Annotated in this window: 20 protein-coding genes; 9 read left to right on the top strand and 11 right to left on the bottom strand. The window is 42.6% G+C overall.

Translation table 11 applies throughout. The features are described 5' to 3' along the window. Window positions 1–9: 9 nt before the first annotated feature. The 4 genes from GSF04_RS15705 (at window position 10) to GSF04_RS15695 (ending at window position 2,074) form a co-directional block, all read left to right on the top strand. Window positions 10–294: a hypothetical protein gene (locus GSF04_RS15705; protein ID WP_211857801.1), complete on the top strand. Its 285-nt coding sequence runs from the start codon at window positions 10–12 to the stop codon at window positions 292–294. A gap of 202 nt (window positions 295–496) precedes the next feature. After that, on the top strand, window positions 497–844 hold the full coding sequence (locus tag GSF04_RS15700) for a YbaK/EbsC family protein (protein WP_249122394.1): 348 nt from the start codon (window positions 497–499) through the stop codon (window positions 842–844). Next, entirely contained in the window at window positions 838–978 is a 141-nt protein-coding gene (locus tag GSF04_RS23390) for a hypothetical protein (protein WP_249122393.1), read from the top strand. Before GSF04_RS15700 ends, GSF04_RS23390 begins: the two co-directional genes overlap by 7 nt. A gap of 331 nt (window positions 979–1,309) precedes the next feature. Then, entirely contained in the window at window positions 1,310–2,074 is a 765-nt protein-coding gene (locus tag GSF04_RS15695; RefSeq protein WP_010605063.1) for a class II glutamine amidotransferase, read from the top strand. Between the two features lie 64 nt (window positions 2,075–2,138). On the opposite strand, the gene GSF04_RS15690 is transcribed toward GSF04_RS15695, so the two are convergent. The 3 genes from GSF04_RS15690 to purM are packed head-to-tail and all read right to left on the bottom strand — an operon-like array spanning window position 2,139 to window position 4,550. Then, window positions 2,139–2,834 (bottom strand): DUF3108 domain-containing protein, encoded by a 696-nt coding sequence (locus tag GSF04_RS15690; protein ID WP_019647394.1) that lies wholly within the window; start codon window positions 2,832–2,834, stop codon window positions 2,139–2,141. 13 nt (window positions 2,835–2,847) lie between these two features. After that, window positions 2,848–3,498 carry a phosphoribosylglycinamide formyltransferase gene (gene purN, locus GSF04_RS15685; protein ID WP_010605061.1) on the bottom strand — a complete coding sequence of 217 codons (651 nt, stop codon included), beginning with the start codon at window positions 3,496–3,498 and terminating at the stop codon, window positions 2,848–2,850. After that, window positions 3,498–4,550: a phosphoribosylformylglycinamidine cyclo-ligase gene (purM, locus tag GSF04_RS15680; RefSeq protein ID WP_039497406.1), complete on the bottom strand. Its 1,053-nt coding sequence runs from the start codon at window positions 4,548–4,550 to the stop codon at window positions 3,498–3,500. Before purM ends, purN begins: the two co-directional genes overlap by 1 nt. Window positions 4,551–4,936: 386 nt before the next feature. On the opposite strand from purM, the gene GSF04_RS15675 reads away from it, so the two are divergent. Both GSF04_RS15675 and GSF04_RS15670 read left to right on the top strand, forming a co-directional pair. Beyond that, on the top strand, window positions 4,937–5,179 hold the full coding sequence (locus tag GSF04_RS15675) for a DUF465 domain-containing protein (RefSeq protein ID WP_039497408.1): 243 nt from the start codon (window positions 4,937–4,939) through the stop codon (window positions 5,177–5,179). A 252-nt stretch (window positions 5,180–5,431) separates the two neighbouring features. Continuing rightward, entirely contained in the window at window positions 5,432–6,934 is a 1,503-nt protein-coding gene (locus GSF04_RS15670; protein ID WP_239359244.1) for a bifunctional diguanylate cyclase/phosphodiesterase, read from the top strand. A 61-nt stretch (window positions 6,935–6,995) separates the two neighbouring features. Here the strand turns inward: GSF04_RS15670 and GSF04_RS15665 are convergent, their stop codons facing one another. Next, window positions 6,996–7,967: a LysR substrate-binding domain-containing protein gene (locus GSF04_RS15665; protein ID WP_211857799.1), complete on the bottom strand. Its 972-nt coding sequence runs from the start codon at window positions 7,965–7,967 to the stop codon at window positions 6,996–6,998. A 155-nt stretch (window positions 7,968–8,122) separates the two neighbouring features. Here GSF04_RS15665 and GSF04_RS15660 point away from each other — a divergent pair, with 155 nt between their 5' ends. Both GSF04_RS15660 and GSF04_RS15655 read left to right on the top strand, forming a co-directional pair. Then, complete coding sequence (locus GSF04_RS15660; RefSeq protein WP_249122392.1) at window positions 8,123–9,103, top strand: zinc-binding dehydrogenase; 981 nt, start codon at window positions 8,123–8,125, stop codon at window positions 9,101–9,103. Between the two features lie 322 nt (window positions 9,104–9,425). Continuing rightward, complete coding sequence (locus GSF04_RS15655) at window positions 9,426–10,013, top strand: ABC transporter substrate-binding protein (RefSeq protein ID WP_039497416.1); 588 nt, start codon at window positions 9,426–9,428, stop codon at window positions 10,011–10,013. A 78-nt stretch (window positions 10,014–10,091) separates the two neighbouring features. On the opposite strand, the gene GSF04_RS15650 is transcribed toward GSF04_RS15655, so the two are convergent. Next, on the bottom strand, window positions 10,092–11,072 hold the full coding sequence (locus GSF04_RS15650; protein WP_211857798.1) for a 2-hydroxyacid dehydrogenase: 981 nt from the start codon (window positions 11,070–11,072) through the stop codon (window positions 10,092–10,094). Then, window positions 11,038–11,553, bottom strand: a complete 516-nt coding sequence (locus GSF04_RS15645; RefSeq protein ID WP_010373899.1) for a glutathione peroxidase — start codon at window positions 11,551–11,553, stop codon at window positions 11,038–11,040. The genes GSF04_RS15650 and GSF04_RS15645 overlap by 35 nt, the downstream gene beginning before the upstream one ends. A 128-nt stretch (window positions 11,554–11,681) precedes the next feature. On the opposite strand from GSF04_RS15645, the gene GSF04_RS15640 reads away from it, so the two are divergent. Next, window positions 11,682–12,569, top strand: coding sequence for an NAD(P)-dependent oxidoreductase (locus tag GSF04_RS15640; RefSeq protein WP_039497421.1), 888 nt, complete (start codon window positions 11,682–11,684; stop codon window positions 12,567–12,569). A 42-nt stretch (window positions 12,570–12,611) separates the two neighbouring features. Here GSF04_RS15640 and GSF04_RS15635 read toward each other — a convergent pair whose 3' ends face one another. From GSF04_RS15635 to GSF04_RS15615, 5 genes are read right to left on the bottom strand one after another with little or no spacing between them, the layout of a single operon-like run. After that, on the bottom strand, window positions 12,612–13,328 hold the full coding sequence (locus tag GSF04_RS15635; protein ID WP_249122391.1) for a M15 family metallopeptidase: 717 nt from the start codon (window positions 13,326–13,328) through the stop codon (window positions 12,612–12,614). Then, window positions 13,297–14,424, bottom strand: coding sequence for a succinyl-diaminopimelate desuccinylase (gene dapE, locus GSF04_RS15630; protein ID WP_211857797.1), 1,128 nt, complete (start codon window positions 14,422–14,424; stop codon window positions 13,297–13,299). The genes GSF04_RS15635 and dapE overlap by 32 nt, the downstream gene beginning before the upstream one ends. Next, window positions 14,424–14,771: an ArsC family reductase gene (locus tag GSF04_RS15625; protein WP_039497426.1), complete on the bottom strand. Its 348-nt coding sequence runs from the start codon at window positions 14,769–14,771 to the stop codon at window positions 14,424–14,426. The genes dapE and GSF04_RS15625 overlap by 1 nt, the downstream gene beginning before the upstream one ends. After that, window positions 14,768–15,280 carry a PTS glucose transporter subunit IIA gene (locus GSF04_RS15620; RefSeq protein ID WP_211857796.1) on the bottom strand — a complete coding sequence of 171 codons (513 nt, stop codon included), beginning with the start codon at window positions 15,278–15,280 and terminating at the stop codon, window positions 14,768–14,770. The genes GSF04_RS15625 and GSF04_RS15620 overlap by 4 nt, the downstream gene beginning before the upstream one ends. Further along, entirely contained in the window at window positions 15,277–15,657 is a 381-nt protein-coding gene (locus tag GSF04_RS15615; protein ID WP_010605048.1) for an ACT domain-containing protein, read from the bottom strand. The genes GSF04_RS15620 and GSF04_RS15615 overlap by 4 nt, the downstream gene beginning before the upstream one ends. Window positions 15,658–15,698: the final 41 nt, after the last annotated feature.

Raw genomic sequence — 15,698 nt, 5'->3', positions numbered from 1 at the left:
GGAGCTGCTATGTTCAAATTCATTTCTTGGATTTTTTCTGTCACCGCATTTTCACTTACTCTATTCTTTATCGTGCAAGGTAGTTATATGCTTTGTTTAGTCATGCTACTTGCTGGATTGATAGCCTTGCCAAAACATGAAAAAGAATTGCAACCACTCGGTATGAGATTACATGCTAAGCATTTTTCTCGGGAGTCTCGTTCACTTAGCTCAAAAGAGGTAAAGAACTTTTTATTAGCATGCTCATTGGCTGGCGCTAGCCTTGCGTACCAATGGCATGTGGTAACAATATAGACTTTACTGAACTTAATATCTTGAGTGTTTATATACAGCCATGATCCGAGTTCCAATTAATGGGATACTCGGATATTTTTCAATGCTATCCCGCGATAGGGTTACTTCATAACACAAATAGGATAAAACATACTGGATGTTTAAAATTTGCTCAGTCGCTGTTAGATTGGTTTTAGCTATCGCAGCATTGAAGAGCTATTGAATGTCACAGCCGTTAAAACCCTCATCAATACGTGTTCAAGAGTTTCTAGCCAGTCATGGGCGCAATTTCACAGTTACAGAGCTTGCAGACTCTACTCGTACGGCGAAAGATGCTGCAAATGCGATTGGTTGCACTGAGTCTCAAATCGCCAAGTCTCTGATATTTAAAGATAGTAATACAGAAAAAGCAGTCTTGATTATTGCTTCTGGTAGCAACCAAGTGTCCGTGAAAAAAGTGGAAGCTGCAATTAATGTAAAGCTCGAAAAAGCGAACGCAAACTTTGTGCGGGAAAAACCGGGTTTGCCATTGGCGGTGTGCCTCCTGTGGCGCACACTGACTCCGTGTTGACGATAATTGATAAAGATTTAAAGCAATACGATCGTATTTGGGCTGCTGCAGGCACGCCCAACTCGGTTTTTGAGTTAAAAGCGCATGATCTAGATACGCTTACGGGTGGCACTTGGTTAGATATTGCGAAGTAACCGTCAGTTCGTAATCGACCTTATGCCTATGTGATCCATCTATGAGTCAACTTGGGGTGGTCATTAAGGTTCTCAACCAATAAAGTGCTTTCTAGATGAGAACAGCCCGACAGTCATTCAAAATAATCGTATTAATACCGCTCTCAAGGTAGTTGAATTTAAAAGGTAAAGACACAGAGATACATGATAAACTTACCGCCAATAATTCAGTAGTATGACTATCTACGATAATCGAGCTACTAGTCATAAGTGTGACCAAACGTGTGACCTTTTGATATTTGTGATTTGTATTTTAATCATAACTTTATGATATTTAGGGTTTAAGTGATTTATGTGTGAGCTTTTGGGGATGTCGGCGAACGTACCGACGGATATTTGTTTTAGCTTTTCTGGTTTGTTGGAGCGCGGTGGTAATACAGGTCCTCACAAAGATGGCTGGGGTATCACCTTTTACGAGGGGAAAGGATGTCGAACCTTTAAAGATCCAGAGCCTAGCTGTCAGTCTGAAATTGCTAAACTAGTCAAAGCATATCCGATTAAAAGCGTGTCTGTAATAAGTCATATTCGACAGGGAAATAGGGGGCGGACTTGTCTTGAAAATACCCACCCATTTACTCGAGAATTATGGGGTCGGGAGATCACTTATGCTCACAATGGCCAGCTTTCGGACTATAAAGATTTAAAAACTGACTTCTATCGACCTGTTGGGAATACAGACAGTGAACTTGCCTTTTGCTGGATTTTGGACAAAGTAAGAGAAAAATACCCAAGCCGCCCGTCAAACATGGTCTCAGTTTTCAGGTATATCGCAAAGCTAGCGCACACATTGAGAGACAAAGGGGTATTCAACATGTTGATAACCGATGGTATTTATGTGTTGGCGTATTGCACTAATAACCTACATTGGATAACCCGTAGAGCCCCATTTGGAAAGGCTACCTTAATTGATGCGGATATGGTGGTGGATTTTCAAAAAGAAACCACACCAGATGATGTTGTCACTGTTATTGCAACGCGACCGCTGACCAACGATGAACAGTGGCAGAAGCTTGAGCCCGGTGAGTTTGCTTTATTCAAATTAGGTGAGAAGGTGTAGTTCTGAGTTTTTGTAAGCAAAGGCGGCTTAGTTGAACCGCCTTGATGAATTAACGATGTTGCTATCAACTCTCTGATTTGGGTTGGTAGGTTTTAAGCTCTATCTGAAATTGCTCCATACCATCTTTACCTTTGTACATTTTCACCAGCATATGATCATAACTTGGTGCAAACCAAGCAATGGCCTGACGATCGCTATCATCATAAACGCGTTTAACTTTGATGGTTTTGACGTTGCCAAAAGGCAGAGTGATCATTTCCTCGCCGGCCACCTCAAAATCATAGCTTCGCTGGTCGCCTTTTTTGTCTATGATAGGATAGCTAAACTTGGTCTTTCCCGCTTTTAAATCCTCTCGCAGCTGTACCTGATAACTAATTAAATCTTGCTGATTCTCAAGCCATTTCACTTTCAGTGGATACTTTTCTTCACTGGAGGTGATTGCTTGGTTTTGGTGATCAAACTTAATTTTGTAGCTTTTATCTGGGCCAGTCCCTTCACGAGTCATACTGTAATGTAGTGGGCTGACGGTATGTTCAGCGACTTTAAACAATGATTCTTCAGTTCTTACGTCTGAAAAAATCATCCATTCGATATCGCTTTTGTAACGTACAGCGTATGTTGCATCCGCTATTTTTGTGAGGTCTCGCGTGGCACTACCATGAACCTTACCCTTGCGTGAAACTTGGTATTCGGCGTGATATTCAGTGAGTGAGTTTGCGAATGTTGAAGTGGAAAGTAGAGCGCTAATACCAATTAGCACAGCGCTCCATTTTTTATTTTTCTGGGTACGGCGCACCTTGAACTGGTAAGGTTTTGTTATCAAAAACAGCATAGTCTGCTTCCATTGTTAGTCTTTGTTCGCTGAACCATTTGACCACCAAAGGATAAAGAATGTGTTCTTGCTTATGCACACGTTGCGCCAGTGACTCTGCCGTATCATCTGGAAGAACAGCGACCTTGGCCTGACAGACCACAGGACCACCATCTAACTCCTCTGTGACAAAGTGAACGCTAGCACCATGTTCTGCATCGTTTGCATCGATTGCTCTTTGGTGGGTGTTCAGCCCTTGATACTTAGGCAACAAAGAAGGATGAATGTTCAACATTTTTCCTCTAAATTTTTGCACCAAGTTTGGAGTTAGAATACGCATAAATCCAGCTAATACAACCAAATCTGGTGTAAAGCTATCAATTAGTTGACCAAGCGCAACGTCATACTCTTCACGAGAAGCATATTGCTTATGGTCTAAAACAGATGTTGCTATACCAGCCTCTTGCGCTCTGGTTAGGCCGTATGCGTCCGCTTTATTACTAATAACGGCAGCAATTTCACCTTGAATATAGCCAGCTTTGCAAGCATCAATGATTGCTTGCAAATTTGAACCACTACCAGAAATCAGAACAACAAGGCGAGTGGGTGCCATTACTCGGCACCACCTAAGATCTCAACTTGCTCTTCACCAGCCTGAGCGTCTTGAATTTCACCAATATGCCAAGCGTTCTCGCCTTGTGCTTTCAGGATGTCAAGGCTTTGCTCAAGCTTGTCAGCAGGAACAACTAAGATCATGCCAACACCACAGTTGAATGTGCGGTACATCTCGTGAGTTGCAATGTTACCGTTCTCTTGTAACCAGTTGAAGATTGCAGGCCATTGCCAACTATCACCTTTGATCACCGCTTTTGCAGATTCAGGTAGCACGCGAGGGATGTTTTCCCAGAAGCCACCGCCAGTGATGTGAGAAAGTGCGTGAACATCAACTTCTTTTAATAGCGCTAAGATTTGCTTCACGTAGATACGCGTTGGCTCTAGCAGGTGCTCGCCTAGAGTTTTGCCTTCGAACTCTGCGTTAGTATCTGCGCCAGATACTTCTAGTACTTTACGGATTAGAGAGTAGCCGTTTGAGTGCGGACCGCTTGAACCCAACGCAATCAGCTGATCGCCAGCCGCAACTTTAGTTCCATCTATGATTTTAGACTTTTCTACCACGCCAGTACAAAAGCCAGCCATATCGTAGTCATCGCCTTCGTACATGCCTGGCATTTCAGCCGTTTCACCACCGATAAGCGCACAACCAGATAGTTCACAGCCTTTACCAATACCAGATACTACGTCCGCCGCAACATCAACGTCTAACTTGCCTGTAGCATAGTAGTCCAAGAAAAATAGGGGTTCAGCGCCTTGGACAATAAGATCGTTAACACACATAGCAACTAGGTCAATACCTACTGTGTCGTGCTTTTTCAAATCGATAGCTAAGCGTAGCTTAGTACCAACACCGTCAGTGCCAGCAACCAAAACAGGCTCTTTATATCCAGTTGGAAGTTCGCATAGTGCACCAAAACCACCAATGCCACCCATTACTTCTGGGCGACGAGTTTTTTTCACTACGCCTTTAATTCTTTCGACCAATGCGTTGCCCGCATCGATGTCAACGCCAGCGTCTTTATAACTAAGAGACTGTTTTTGTTCGCTCACAGGTTTTCCTCAAAAGTTGCTAGATAGATTTGCTTAGAAACGCCGACATTTTACAACAATTGCATCTAGGCGGCTAGCGACTTTGCGAGAAACCCTAAGAATGTGGTCAAAGGTCCTCGATTTTGTATCTCGAACAGTATAAAGAAACGACAAAAACTTTGATTGTTTATAACTGAATGTGATTTGCGTTAGATCAATATTCAAGGAAGGTAGCAGCGTACTATGAATACAGACCCAATCAGACAGTAACTTCAAAAAATGTATTCGAAATCACTGTCACTAACGGCGCATTGATTGGGTCTACCCAAAACTCAAATGCATTTTCAGCCTTAACCTGAGGTTTGAACCTAAACTCAGATTACCTAGCTAATTATGGGAATAAAACGATGAATATTGAACGCCACAGCCTAGCTAAAGAACTCCCAGAATTTAAAGATAAAATTCACGACTTGAAACTGTCTGATGGACATTTCTCAAAGTTATTTAAAGATTACCATGAAGTAGACAATGAAGTTATTCGAATTGAAGACGGTGTAGAGCACTCAAGTGATGAGTATCTTGAATCACTGAAGAAAAAGAGGCTGTGGTTAAAAGATCAACTTTACCGAATTCTAAAAAGTGCAGATTAACTGTTAATCAAGGCCAACCGGCCGATGTGAGCGGGCTGCCAAGTCCGCTGCTATATTCTCCACCAATTGTTGAATAATTTAGCCTGTCCCGAGCAAGGGCAGATTTATAATCTATACTCTAACCATTGTATTCCATCCACGACGATTCCTTTGATTGCACTTATATTAGTATTAGCTGGCAGCTTTATCATGGGATTAGCTTTTTCTCCGGCCTTTAAGATATGTCGATTAACCTCTTCGGTCGGGTGGCGAGTGTTGTTAATTCTTATGGCTCTGTTTGAACTCGGATACTTGAGCTTTGCCTACTTCCTGTACGATCACAATAGCGCTAGTTTTATTGAGCAAGGCTTAAGTTTAATCCTGTTTCTTGGCTCCATTTTTGTTTTTGTGGTGAATTGTCTAAGTCTAACTAGCCTGCAAGAATTAAATGAAATTGCAACGCAGGCCAAATATAACGCTGAACATGATTTTTTAACGGATTTGGAGAATCGTCAGCGCTGCATTGATGCCATTAATGAACGTAAACATCAGCAGCTCGACTTTAGTGTTATCTTGGTTGATTTGAATAATTTCAAACAGATCAATGATGCAAAAGGGCACTTCTTTGGTGATAAATTACTGGTGGAACTTGCCCACAAAATGCGCGCAGCATTGCTTCCTCGTAGCAAGTTATATCGCATGGGCGGCGATGAATTTATCATTCTGATGGACGTGACTGACGTAAATTGTATTTACTCGCAAAATAATGCACTGCTGAGCGAATTAAAGTCAGGTATAGAAATTGAAGAGTTGCAGCTGGACGTGACGTATAGTGCAGGAGCAAGCTTATGGACTAAATCGCGCCAACTTGATGTGTTTGACCTTTTGAAGCAAGCCGATATTGCCATGTATTCGGCCAAACATAGCCGTCAAAGCATCGTCATCTTCGATGAAGAGCTCCATGAGGGAATTGAGGCTGAATTCCAACTGTTGGCTAACCTCAAAGTTGCGCTCGCCCGAGGTGAACTGACGCTCTATTATCAACCGATAGTGTGTTCTCAAAGCGGTGATATTCATGGAGTAGAAGCGCTATTAAGGTGGCCTCAGTCCGACGGCACAATGATAATGCCAGATCAGTTTATTGAGTTAGCGGAGCGCAATAATTTGATCAGGCAATTGAGTGCGTTTGTGATTAACCGTGTATTCCAAGACCTCGCAATATTGATTGAAATAGATGACAAGTTGGTTGTGCATATCAATCTTTCCTGCCAAGATTTTGCTGAACAGAATCTAATTAATACCCTTGCCATGCTACTGGATACTCATCGAGTAGACCCAACTCATATAGTATTTGAGCTTACAGAAAGCACCGTAATGGAAGAAGTGGAAAAAGCGAGAAGCTTAATTGAAACATTAATAGACATGGGATTTGCAGTGAGTATTGATGATTTTGGGACTGGTTTTTCTTCATTTTCTATTCTAAAAGAGTTACCAATTTCGCAGATTAAAATAGATGGTTCGTTTGTAAGGCTAAGTCATGAAAGTGAAAAAGATCAAGCCATAGTAGAAACCAGTATGTTTTTAGCGCGTAAATTGAATTGCAGTATTGTTGCTGAGGGTGTTGAAAGCGATGCCTGCTTGCAGTATTTATATAGCTTAGACTGTCCTTATATTCAGGGCTTTCAGATATGTGAACCACTCTCGCTAAGCGAATGCGTAAAGTGGATTAATTCCCAGAACATGGTGAGAGGGGCGATGAAAAGGTTAGACGGTTGAGGTCAATACCCTCCCTCTGCAAAAAGCTTGATACCCAGATATACGAATAAATTGCAGTCGATTAGAAAGTTAGCATGGGTTTAGGTGGGACAAAGCCGTACATTTGTTCAAACCCTGGGATTTCAGTTTCCCATATTGGGGTCTCTTCACCAATATATGCCCGGAATGCATCTAAAAAGAGTCTTGTTCTAACAGGCAAGTCGCGGTGGGGGTAGAGCGCATACATCGCAGCAAAATCGACCAGTTTTGTATTAGTTAAAATCGGTTGTAATTTGCCTTCAGTAATTTCTTTGCCGACTAAAAAGGCTGGTGCAACAATATAACAAGTACCGGATAGGACACTTTCCATTAATGTATCTCCGTCGTTGGTTCTGAAGATACTCTTCACTGGCATTTGTTGTTCGAAACCTTGCTCGTCTTGATAGGTGATACTGGTAAATCTTAATGCATCACTGGCGTAGGTTGCTGCAGGTAATTCGCTGAGCTCCTCGAGCGAGTTTGGCGTGCCATGGGTTTTTAAGAACGTTGGGCTTGCTAATATGAGCAATCGATTGCGCGCAATTCTGCGGGCGATAAGCGATGAATCTTTCGGCTCGCCGACACGAAAAGCTAAATCAAAACCTTCACCCACTAAGTCCACGAGCCTATCTTCAAGCCTAAGCTCAACTTCAACATGAGGAAAACGTTTTTGAAAGTCATTGATAACAGGTTGTACATAGCGTCGACCTACCACAGTAGAGCTGGCGATTTTAAGCAATCCTTTAGGCTCGGTGTGATAATTCTGTGCGATACGCTGAGTATCGTTTAGTAGCAGCCTTAGCTCTTCTGCTTTTTTTACCATCTCGGAACCTGCAGAGGTGAGCGAGAAGGAACGAGTTGTACGATTCATTAATCTTACACCGAGTTCTTCTTCCAGCTTGGTCATCTGCTTAGAAATGACAGAGCGATCGATATTTCTCAGTTGTGCGGCACTGGCAAAGGAACCACGTTCCACAACGTCTAAAAAGATTAATAATCTGCTGCTAATATCCATAATGCGAGAAAGTTCACTAAGACTGATGCCATTGTGACACTAAACAATTGGAATTGCGAGGGGCATATTTACACTAATAAAGTTGTGGCAAAATGCTAACAATGGTTTAATGAATTTAGTCTCACTACTTTATTTTTAACATAACGCAAAGGCATATGATGAAAGCAGTCCGATTCAATCACACAAATGGACTTACCTTCGAGCAGGGAGAAATTAACTTACCTGAGGCAACCGATGATCAAGTCTTGGTCAAAGTTGAATACGTTGGTTTAAGCTTTATCGATACCAAAGTGGCTAATTGCCCCTGTGATGAGACACCAAACAGAGTGTTTGGTGTGGATGCCGTGGGGGTCGTGGAAAAAGCATGTAAAACGGGTTTTCCTGAACCGGGTACGCGGGTTTTTTGGCACGGTGACATTCGAGAGCAAGGCACGATGAGCGAATTTGCTTTGGTGCCAAGTCACGCGCTTACTGTATTGCCAAAAAATGTTGATGGAAAGTTGGCTGCCGCTTCAATTGCACCGGCAATGTGTGCATTAATAGGGCTATTCAAGCTGCAATTAAATGCAGGGGATACGGTCTTAATCGAGTCGGCTCATCACCCTGTTGGTCAAATGGCAATACAATTTGCGAAACAGCTGGGGCTTGGGGTAGCGGCACGTTCCGAGCTCAAACATAAAAAGCTGCTTGAAAAGCTTGGTGCGGATCTCGTGTATACCCAGCCTGACTTCACCGGCCTATCCGATGCCCTACAGCTTCATTTTGGTGCAACAGAGGTGCAAGGCGCACTAGATTTAACAGGTACACATACCCAACAATTGATTTCTCATTTGACATTTTGTGGCCGAGTAAGCTGCCTAGCTGGGTTGCCAGCCATTGAACAGCATATATTAATGAAGAAAGCGCCGAACATAGGAATTGTTTCTTTATGTGGTAGTTGGCTCTCTAATAGCGTTTGTGCGCAGCAAAGAATGGCATTTATTGGAAACGCTCTTGCAGAAAAGCTTGAAAAAAATGAAATTACTTTGCAGCAACTTGAATCAATTTCACCGCAGCATGATGCGATAATTGAAACGCTGAAAAAGCTAGAAAGCAGCGATAACATCACATTTTTTGCGGCAGATATGAAACTATAGTCCCCATCTGCAACGATAATTTATCCTCTTCACGCAACAATACTGAGTTTGGCTTCATTCGCTAGGCTCAGCTTCCAAATAAATTGATACAATTTCTGACATTTTTCATCGTTTGAACACCGTATACTTCCCTGCAGGCCTCGCCATGAAGGGAATACGCCTTTCCTTTACGACTTCATAAAGAGTCATTGTCATCGTAAGGCGAAATTTTACAATGCGTTAATTGATGTCGGAGGGGCATCAATTTGGTGCGAATTGATATGTTTATTTGCACTCGTCAAATTGGATAGACTAGTGTCATCAGTTTAATAAGGATTAAACAATGAAAAAGTTACTTGTTATTTTCAGTTTTCTCATCTTCTCAGGTGTCGCGTTTGCGAATGACACACCTTATGAATTAATTAACCAAGTTGGCGATAAGCTATTTGCTGATATAAAAACGGTTAATCAAGATGGCAAGGCAACTGAAACTCAGATGAAGGGCATAGTACGTAGTCGCTTGATGCCACACATCGATGTGAAGTTTGTATCTTTTAAATTGCTTGGTAAACATATTAAAGGGTTAAAAAGAGACGAAGCCATCGAGTTTATTAGTGCGGTTGATAATTATCTTGTATCTACCTACGCTAATGCACTTTTACAGTACAAAGGCCAAGACGTATTGTTTGAAGAGTTACCGGTTTCTGATGGTGCTGATTTTGCGACGGTTAAGGTGGTAATAAGAGAGCAATCAAAACCAGATATAGATATGCATTTTAAGTTTCGTCAAAGCAAAGATGGAGACTGGAAAGTGTATGACATGGTTGCTGAAGGTATTTCTTTATTGAGTGCTAAGCAAAAAGAGATCACGATGAGAATTTCAGAAGTAGGTTTAGCTCAGGTTACGGCTGAATTGAAGAGTAAAGCATAAATCAAATTACTTCCCCCGACTTTGAAGTAACCAAAAGAGCACATCATGATTGATATGCTCTTTTTTTTGGTTCTGAAATCAGACTACTTGGTTTATCAACGGCTTTTCCAATCTTGCTGCGTCGAGATTTTCACAGGTTATTGTTGCAATTTGTTTTAGTGCTTCTTTGGTAAAGAAGCCTTGATGTCCTGTAACTAGTACATTGGGGAAGCTAACTAAACGCGAGAAAACATCGTCTTGAATTATTTCTTCACTGTGGTTTTTAAAAAATAGCTCTGACTCTTGCTCATACACATCTAAGCCGAGGTAACCGAGGCGTTTAGACTTGAGCGCGGCGATACAGGCTTTGCTATCTAACAGCGCGCCTCTACTGGTGTTAATAAGCATTACACCCGCTTTCATTTTGGCAAACGCAGCATCGTCAATAATATGATGGGTATGTTCATTCAGCGGACAGTGCAGGCTAATAATATCCGATTGTGCTAGTAAGATATCTAGAGAGACCAAAGTATAGGGGCCTTCTCCAATGTTTGGGTCATAAACCAGCACATTGGCACCAAAGCCGTTTAAGATACTGACTAAGGCTTGGCCAATTTTGCCACAGCCGATGATACCAACCGTTTTATTATAAATATTAAAACCGAGTAAGCCGTTGAGATCAAAATTATCTTCCCGAACTCGATTGTAGGCCTTATGTGTCTTGCGGCTGAGCGTTAGCATCAACGCGATACAGTGTTCTGCAACCGCTTCTGGGCTGTAGGCTGGAACACGGACAACCTTTATGTCACGCTGTTTTGCCTGTTGAATATCAACGTTATTGAAACCTGCGCAGCGTAGGGCGATGGTTTTAACGCCATAGTCAGCCAGTTTATCAATCACTTGCGCATTTACAGTATCGTTTACAAATACACAAACCGCGTCATAGTGCTGGCACAGCGAAACCGTTTTTTCATTGAGTGACTCACTAATAAAACTTATTTCAAGTTCAGAGTAGGAATTTACGGCTTGCTCAAAAAACGGCACTTCATAGTTTTGCGAACTGAATAGGGCGATTCTCATGATTAATGTGGCTCTCTATCACTGACTTAAGCGTTTCTGGTTTTGTTCTTGGGGCATATCTTGATACTAGCATGCCTTCAGAGTTTATTAGAAACTTGGTAAAATTCCATTTAATTGCGCGGTTTTGCGCGATACCACGAGTGTGAGATTTTAAATAGCTAAATAATGGGTGTGCATCAGGTCCGTTGACTTGTGTTTTAGTACAGATCTTAAAGCTTAAATTGAAATGTGTATTGTAAAACTCTTTAAGCATTTCATCTTCAAGTGGTTCATTGCGACCGAACTGGTTACAAGGAAAGGCCAGTACCTCAAATCCAAAAGGTTTGTATTTGCTGTATAGCTTTTCAAGTGCAGACAGTTGCGGAGCAAAGCTACATTTGCTCGCAATGTTAACGATCAATAGCGGTCTTCCCGCCAGAGACTGTAATGGCAAAACTTGGCCATCAATAAGTTGTGCACTAAAACGATAAATATTCTCCATCCTTTCAGGCTCCGTGTGATTTATTCATGTTATTCGGTATCAAAGCGGTTTTTTCATTTGCTATGACAGAGGTGCTCGGGTATAAAAACTCCATTCTTATTAAGATAACAACGAAATAGGACAGAAATATGTCAGTGAAAGTCGCATTTATAGGATTAGGTGTCATGGGGTATCCAATGGCTGGGCATTTGCAAAAAGCGGGTTACCAAGTCACAGTATACAATCGTACCACCAGCAAAGCCGAAAAATGGGCAGCTGAGTATGCTGGCAACTTTGCAGTTACACCTAAAGACGCAGCGACTGACTGTGATTTTGTATTTATGTGTGTTGGCAATGATGACGATTTACGCTCAGTCGTATATGGCGAAAGTGGTGTATTAGCGGGAGTAAAGCCGGGAGCTGTGATAGTTGACCATACTACAACATCTGCAAAAGTTGCCCGTGAAATAGCGCAAGAAGCCAAGAAATTACAAGTTGAATTCTTAGATGCCCCGGTATCTGGTGGTCAGGCTGGCGCAGAAAATGGCGTGTTGACGGTGATGGTTGGAGGAGACGAAAGTACGTTTGTTAAAGCGCAGCCAATCATGGCCGCGTTTGCTCGTTTTAGCCAATTAATTGGAGAAGTGGGTGCAGGGCAGCTTTGTAAAATGGTTAATCAGATTTGTATCGCGGGTGTGGTGCAGGGACTTGCAGAAGGCTTACACTTTGCTAAAAAAGCGGGTCTTGATGGTGAAAAGGTAATTGAAACGATTGCTAAGGGTGCCGCTGGTTCTTGGCAAATGGAGAATCGTTATAAAACCATGTTAGCGGGCGAATATGACTTTGGTTTTGCAGTCGATTGGATGAGAAAAGATTTAGGCATTGCTCTAGACGAGTCAAGAAGTAACGGCGCAAATTTGGCGCTTACAGCTTTAGTGGACCAATATTATGCAGATGTTCAAGCGCTTGGCGGCAACCGTTTTGATACCTCAAGTCTACTGGCAAGACTTGATGCTATCCACGACAAAAACAAATAACCTTTCGTTTCTAGTCTAAGTAACTTAAGCTCGGATCAGTCGTTATGGCTGCGCTACATTGGTGATAAATTGCTGATGTAGTGCGCTGAGATTCGCCAATATTGCGTCTTTACCTTTGATATCGCTGCGTTTCAGCACGGCATCAATTGCATCAACGGACTGCAGTGTGGCAAGCTTTGATGCCGTTAGCTGGTGGCTAATATGCCAAGGCTCCGCAGCAACTCCCCCTCGATAGCAATCATAAGGCCGGTAGAAACCAAAAGTTGCTAAATGCGCATCAAGCCACAGCGAAAATTCGTGCTGATGCCCATTTTGCTGGTATTCCCATGGTTCTAGTTGAAGTGATTGTCCTGTCGGTACGAGGTTTTTGGCAAACACATCCAGATCAGTGCCCAAATGGTGGCGACTAGCACCAGGTAGGGCGGAGAACAGCATAATTGCTTTTACTTTGTCGATGTCTGAGAGATTACTCAGTTCTATCTCTCGGTTAGTGATATCAAAAACAGGACGGCGCATTGCAAACTTGCTATTCCAAATCGCTTTTTGCCTTTCAAATCCTCGATATGCGGACGCCATGTAGAATTCAAAACCTGCCTTTTTTGCAGCTTGTGAGAGGGCGCTGAGATCGGAAACTATCGTGCTATGCACATGGCGACCATGGTAAAAAGCTAGATGTGATTCGTTGACGCCACAAGCGCTGCATTCAGCGCTGGTAAGCATATAGCGGCTAGGCAAGTAGCTTCTCCAAGATCTTTTCATAGACTAAGGCTAATTGATCTAGGTCTTTGCAACTCACGCATTCATCGACTTGATGGATAGTGGCATTAATTGGGCCAAGTTCAATTACTTTACATCCCGTTTGGGCAATAAATCGGCCATCTGATGTGCCACCTGAAGTTTCCGGTGTGGTTTGTCTTCCCGTTACTTCTTTGATGGCTGCAATCGTCACATCGAGCAATGGACCTGGCTCTGTTAAAAACGGTAAGCCATTCAGTATCCAATTCAGCTCATAATCAAGTTGATGCTTGTCTAAAATTGCAATAACACGTTGTTTGAGCTCACCGGCTGTAACTTCGGTGCTAAAGCGAAAGTTAAACTGTACTTGCAAAGAGCCCGGTATCACATTGCCAGCCCCAGTTCCGCCATTAATATTGGAAACTTGGAAGCTTGTCGCGGGGAAAAATGCATTCCCTTGATCCCACTCGGTCTGACTGAGTTCAGCAATCGCCGCTGCAGACAAGTGAATGGGGTTTTTAGCGAGATGAGGGTAAGCTACGTGACCTTGTTTTCCAATCACTTTTAGGTGTCCGGTGAGTGAACCGCGACGACCATTTTTTACGACGTCGCCAAGCTCATGGCGTGATGAAGGTTCACCAACCAAGCACATATCAATTTTTTCGTTTCGGGCTTCTAATAAATCTACAACTCGAGTAGTGCCATTCACGAAAGGGCCTTCCTCATCAGAGGTTATCAGAAAAGACAATGACCCTTTGTGATTAGGGTGTTTTTTGATAAACCTCTCCGTTGCCACGATCATAGCTGCAAGTGAGCCTTTCATGTCAGCAGCTCCGCGGCCATGTAACATGTCATTTTCAATCACAGCGGCAAATGGCGGGTGCTGCCATTGACTCTCGTCACCAACCGGTACTACATCTGTGTGTCCAGCAAAGCAAAAATGTGGTCCGCTGTCGCCTTTTCGTGCCCACGTGTTGAGCGTATCAACAAAGAAGTGTTCTTCGATGGTAAAGCCAAGCTTTGCCAAACGTTCATTCATTAATTGTTGGCAACCAGCATCATCAGGTGTAACAGAAGCCCTTTGGATCAGAGCTTGAGCGAGCTTAACTACTTCGCTCATTAGGCAAAAATCTCATCATACTGTGCAGCTTTAAAACCCAAGTGATATTGACCTTGGTACTGCAAAATAGGGCGTTTTATCATGGCTGGTGCCGCCAAAAGGTGTTGTTTCGCTGACTGCGCATCGAGATTTTGTTTTTGTTCTTCGCTAAGCGCTCGGTATGTGGTTCCGCGTTTGTTTAACACGTTTTCCCAGCCAAGTTGGTCAATAAAAGCAGTGAGTAGAGCTTCGTCTAATCCATCTTTGCGATAGTCGTGAAAAGTGAATTCGATATTGTTGTCTTGAAGATATTTTTTGGCTTTTTTAATGGTATCGCAGTTGCTGATCCCATACATGGTGATTGTCATAAAGCACACGCCCTTGCAATTGTGATTATCGGCTCTTTGGCCGCAGATACTTGTTTTAAAGGATAATAACACGCACCAAGCTTTTGTGCATTGAGTAGCACAATGGCGGCCATGGTTTTTGCTTCACTGAGTGGAATATCAAAAAAGCATAGCGGCTCTCCAAGCTTTATCGTGGTTTTGCCAAAGCTGTTTGCTTTGAGATATTCGGGTTTGGCAAACTCATTGCCGATTTCTAAGCTAAGTAACATTTTTAAGCCGTTATTGGCGTGTAAAATGTATTCGCAGTTATTTTTTCTGATCTGGATTAGTTTTCCGTTACAAGGAGATAGCAACAAAGGCACGCGCATTTGTACGCACACGCCAATCCCTAACATACCAGACGCAATCGCCGCGTTTGTATATGTACTTAGCGGTAAGACTTTGCCAGAAAAAGGACTTGGAATGTGCGCAATCGGGTTTGCGATTTGGGAGATTGGCCGATATTGGATTGGTGGTGAGAGTTCAATCAAAGTAATAAATATCCATCTTTTTTGAGCGCTTGCATCGCTTGCTGGATTTGGCTTTCTTTTACCAGAATATAATCGGTATCGTATGTTGATAAGGTAAAAATAGAGACGTTGGACTTTGCTAGCACACCAGAAATATTAGCCATAATACCCGTCAGCGAAAACCCCAGCGGGCCAACGACTTCCAATGCTCTCCAATGACTTTCAGCCGCGAGGCTACTGACTGCGATATCTGACGCGCAAACGATAGAGAGTTCATCCTCAGTTTTGGCAATAAAAAAGATTTCACTGTTTAACACAGCTTGTGGAACAGCGTCATCGCAATCCAAGCTATGTATCGTAAATTCTTGTTTGAGCAATTGCAGCGTTTGCTTTGACATTACCAACCCTTGTTTTTGGAAAAATACCAATTGGTATAATT

It is taken from the genome of Pseudoalteromonas sp. A22 (assembly GCF_018141345.1).
Lineage (GTDB): Bacteria > Pseudomonadota > Gammaproteobacteria > Enterobacterales > Alteromonadaceae > Pseudoalteromonas > Pseudoalteromonas maricaloris.
This window is presented reverse-complemented; position numbering and strand designations above follow the sequence as displayed.

Excerpts from the sequence above, each read along its gene's own strand:
- GSF04_RS15635 (WP_249122391.1), bottom strand. The coding sequence starts at position 13,328 with ATGAAAAGATCTTGGAGAAGCTACTTGCCTAGCCGCTATATGCTTACC.
- dapE (WP_211857797.1), bottom strand. The coding sequence starts at position 14,424 with ATGAGCGAAGTAGTTAAGCTCGCTCAAGCTCTGATCCAAAGGGCTTCT.
- GSF04_RS15695 (WP_010605063.1), top strand. The coding sequence starts at position 1,310 with ATGTGTGAGCTTTTGGGGATGTCGGCGAACGTACCGACGGATATTTGT.
- GSF04_RS15650 (WP_211857798.1), bottom strand. The coding sequence starts at position 11,072 with ATGAGAATCGCCCTATTCAGTTCGCAAAACTATGAAGTGCCGTTTTTT.
- GSF04_RS15700 (WP_249122394.1), top strand. The coding sequence starts at position 497 with ATGTCACAGCCGTTAAAACCCTCATCAATACGTGTTCAAGAGTTTCTA.
- GSF04_RS15640 (WP_039497421.1), top strand. The coding sequence starts at position 11,682 with ATGTCAGTGAAAGTCGCATTTATAGGATTAGGTGTCATGGGGTATCCA.
- GSF04_RS15655 (WP_039497416.1), top strand. The coding sequence starts at position 9,426 with ATGAAAAAGTTACTTGTTATTTTCAGTTTTCTCATCTTCTCAGGTGTC.
- GSF04_RS15665 (WP_211857799.1), bottom strand. The coding sequence starts at position 7,967 with ATGGATATTAGCAGCAGATTATTAATCTTTTTAGACGTTGTGGAACGT.
- GSF04_RS15705 (WP_211857801.1), top strand. The coding sequence starts at position 10 with ATGTTCAAATTCATTTCTTGGATTTTTTCTGTCACCGCATTTTCACTT.
- GSF04_RS15660 (WP_249122392.1), top strand. The coding sequence starts at position 8,123 with ATGATGAAAGCAGTCCGATTCAATCACACAAATGGACTTACCTTCGAG.
- GSF04_RS15625 (WP_039497426.1), bottom strand. The coding sequence starts at position 14,771 with ATGACAATCACCATGTATGGGATCAGCAACTGCGATACCATTAAAAAA.
- purN (WP_010605061.1), bottom strand. The coding sequence starts at position 3,498 with ATGGCACCCACTCGCCTTGTTGTTCTGATTTCTGGTAGTGGTTCAAAT.
- GSF04_RS15615 (WP_010605048.1), bottom strand. The coding sequence starts at position 15,657 with ATGTCAAAGCAAACGCTGCAATTGCTCAAACAAGAATTTACGATACAT.
- GSF04_RS15645 (WP_010373899.1), bottom strand. The coding sequence starts at position 11,553 with ATGGAGAATATTTATCGTTTTAGTGCACAACTTATTGATGGCCAAGTT.
- GSF04_RS15675 (WP_039497408.1), top strand. The coding sequence starts at position 4,937 with ATGAATATTGAACGCCACAGCCTAGCTAAAGAACTCCCAGAATTTAAA.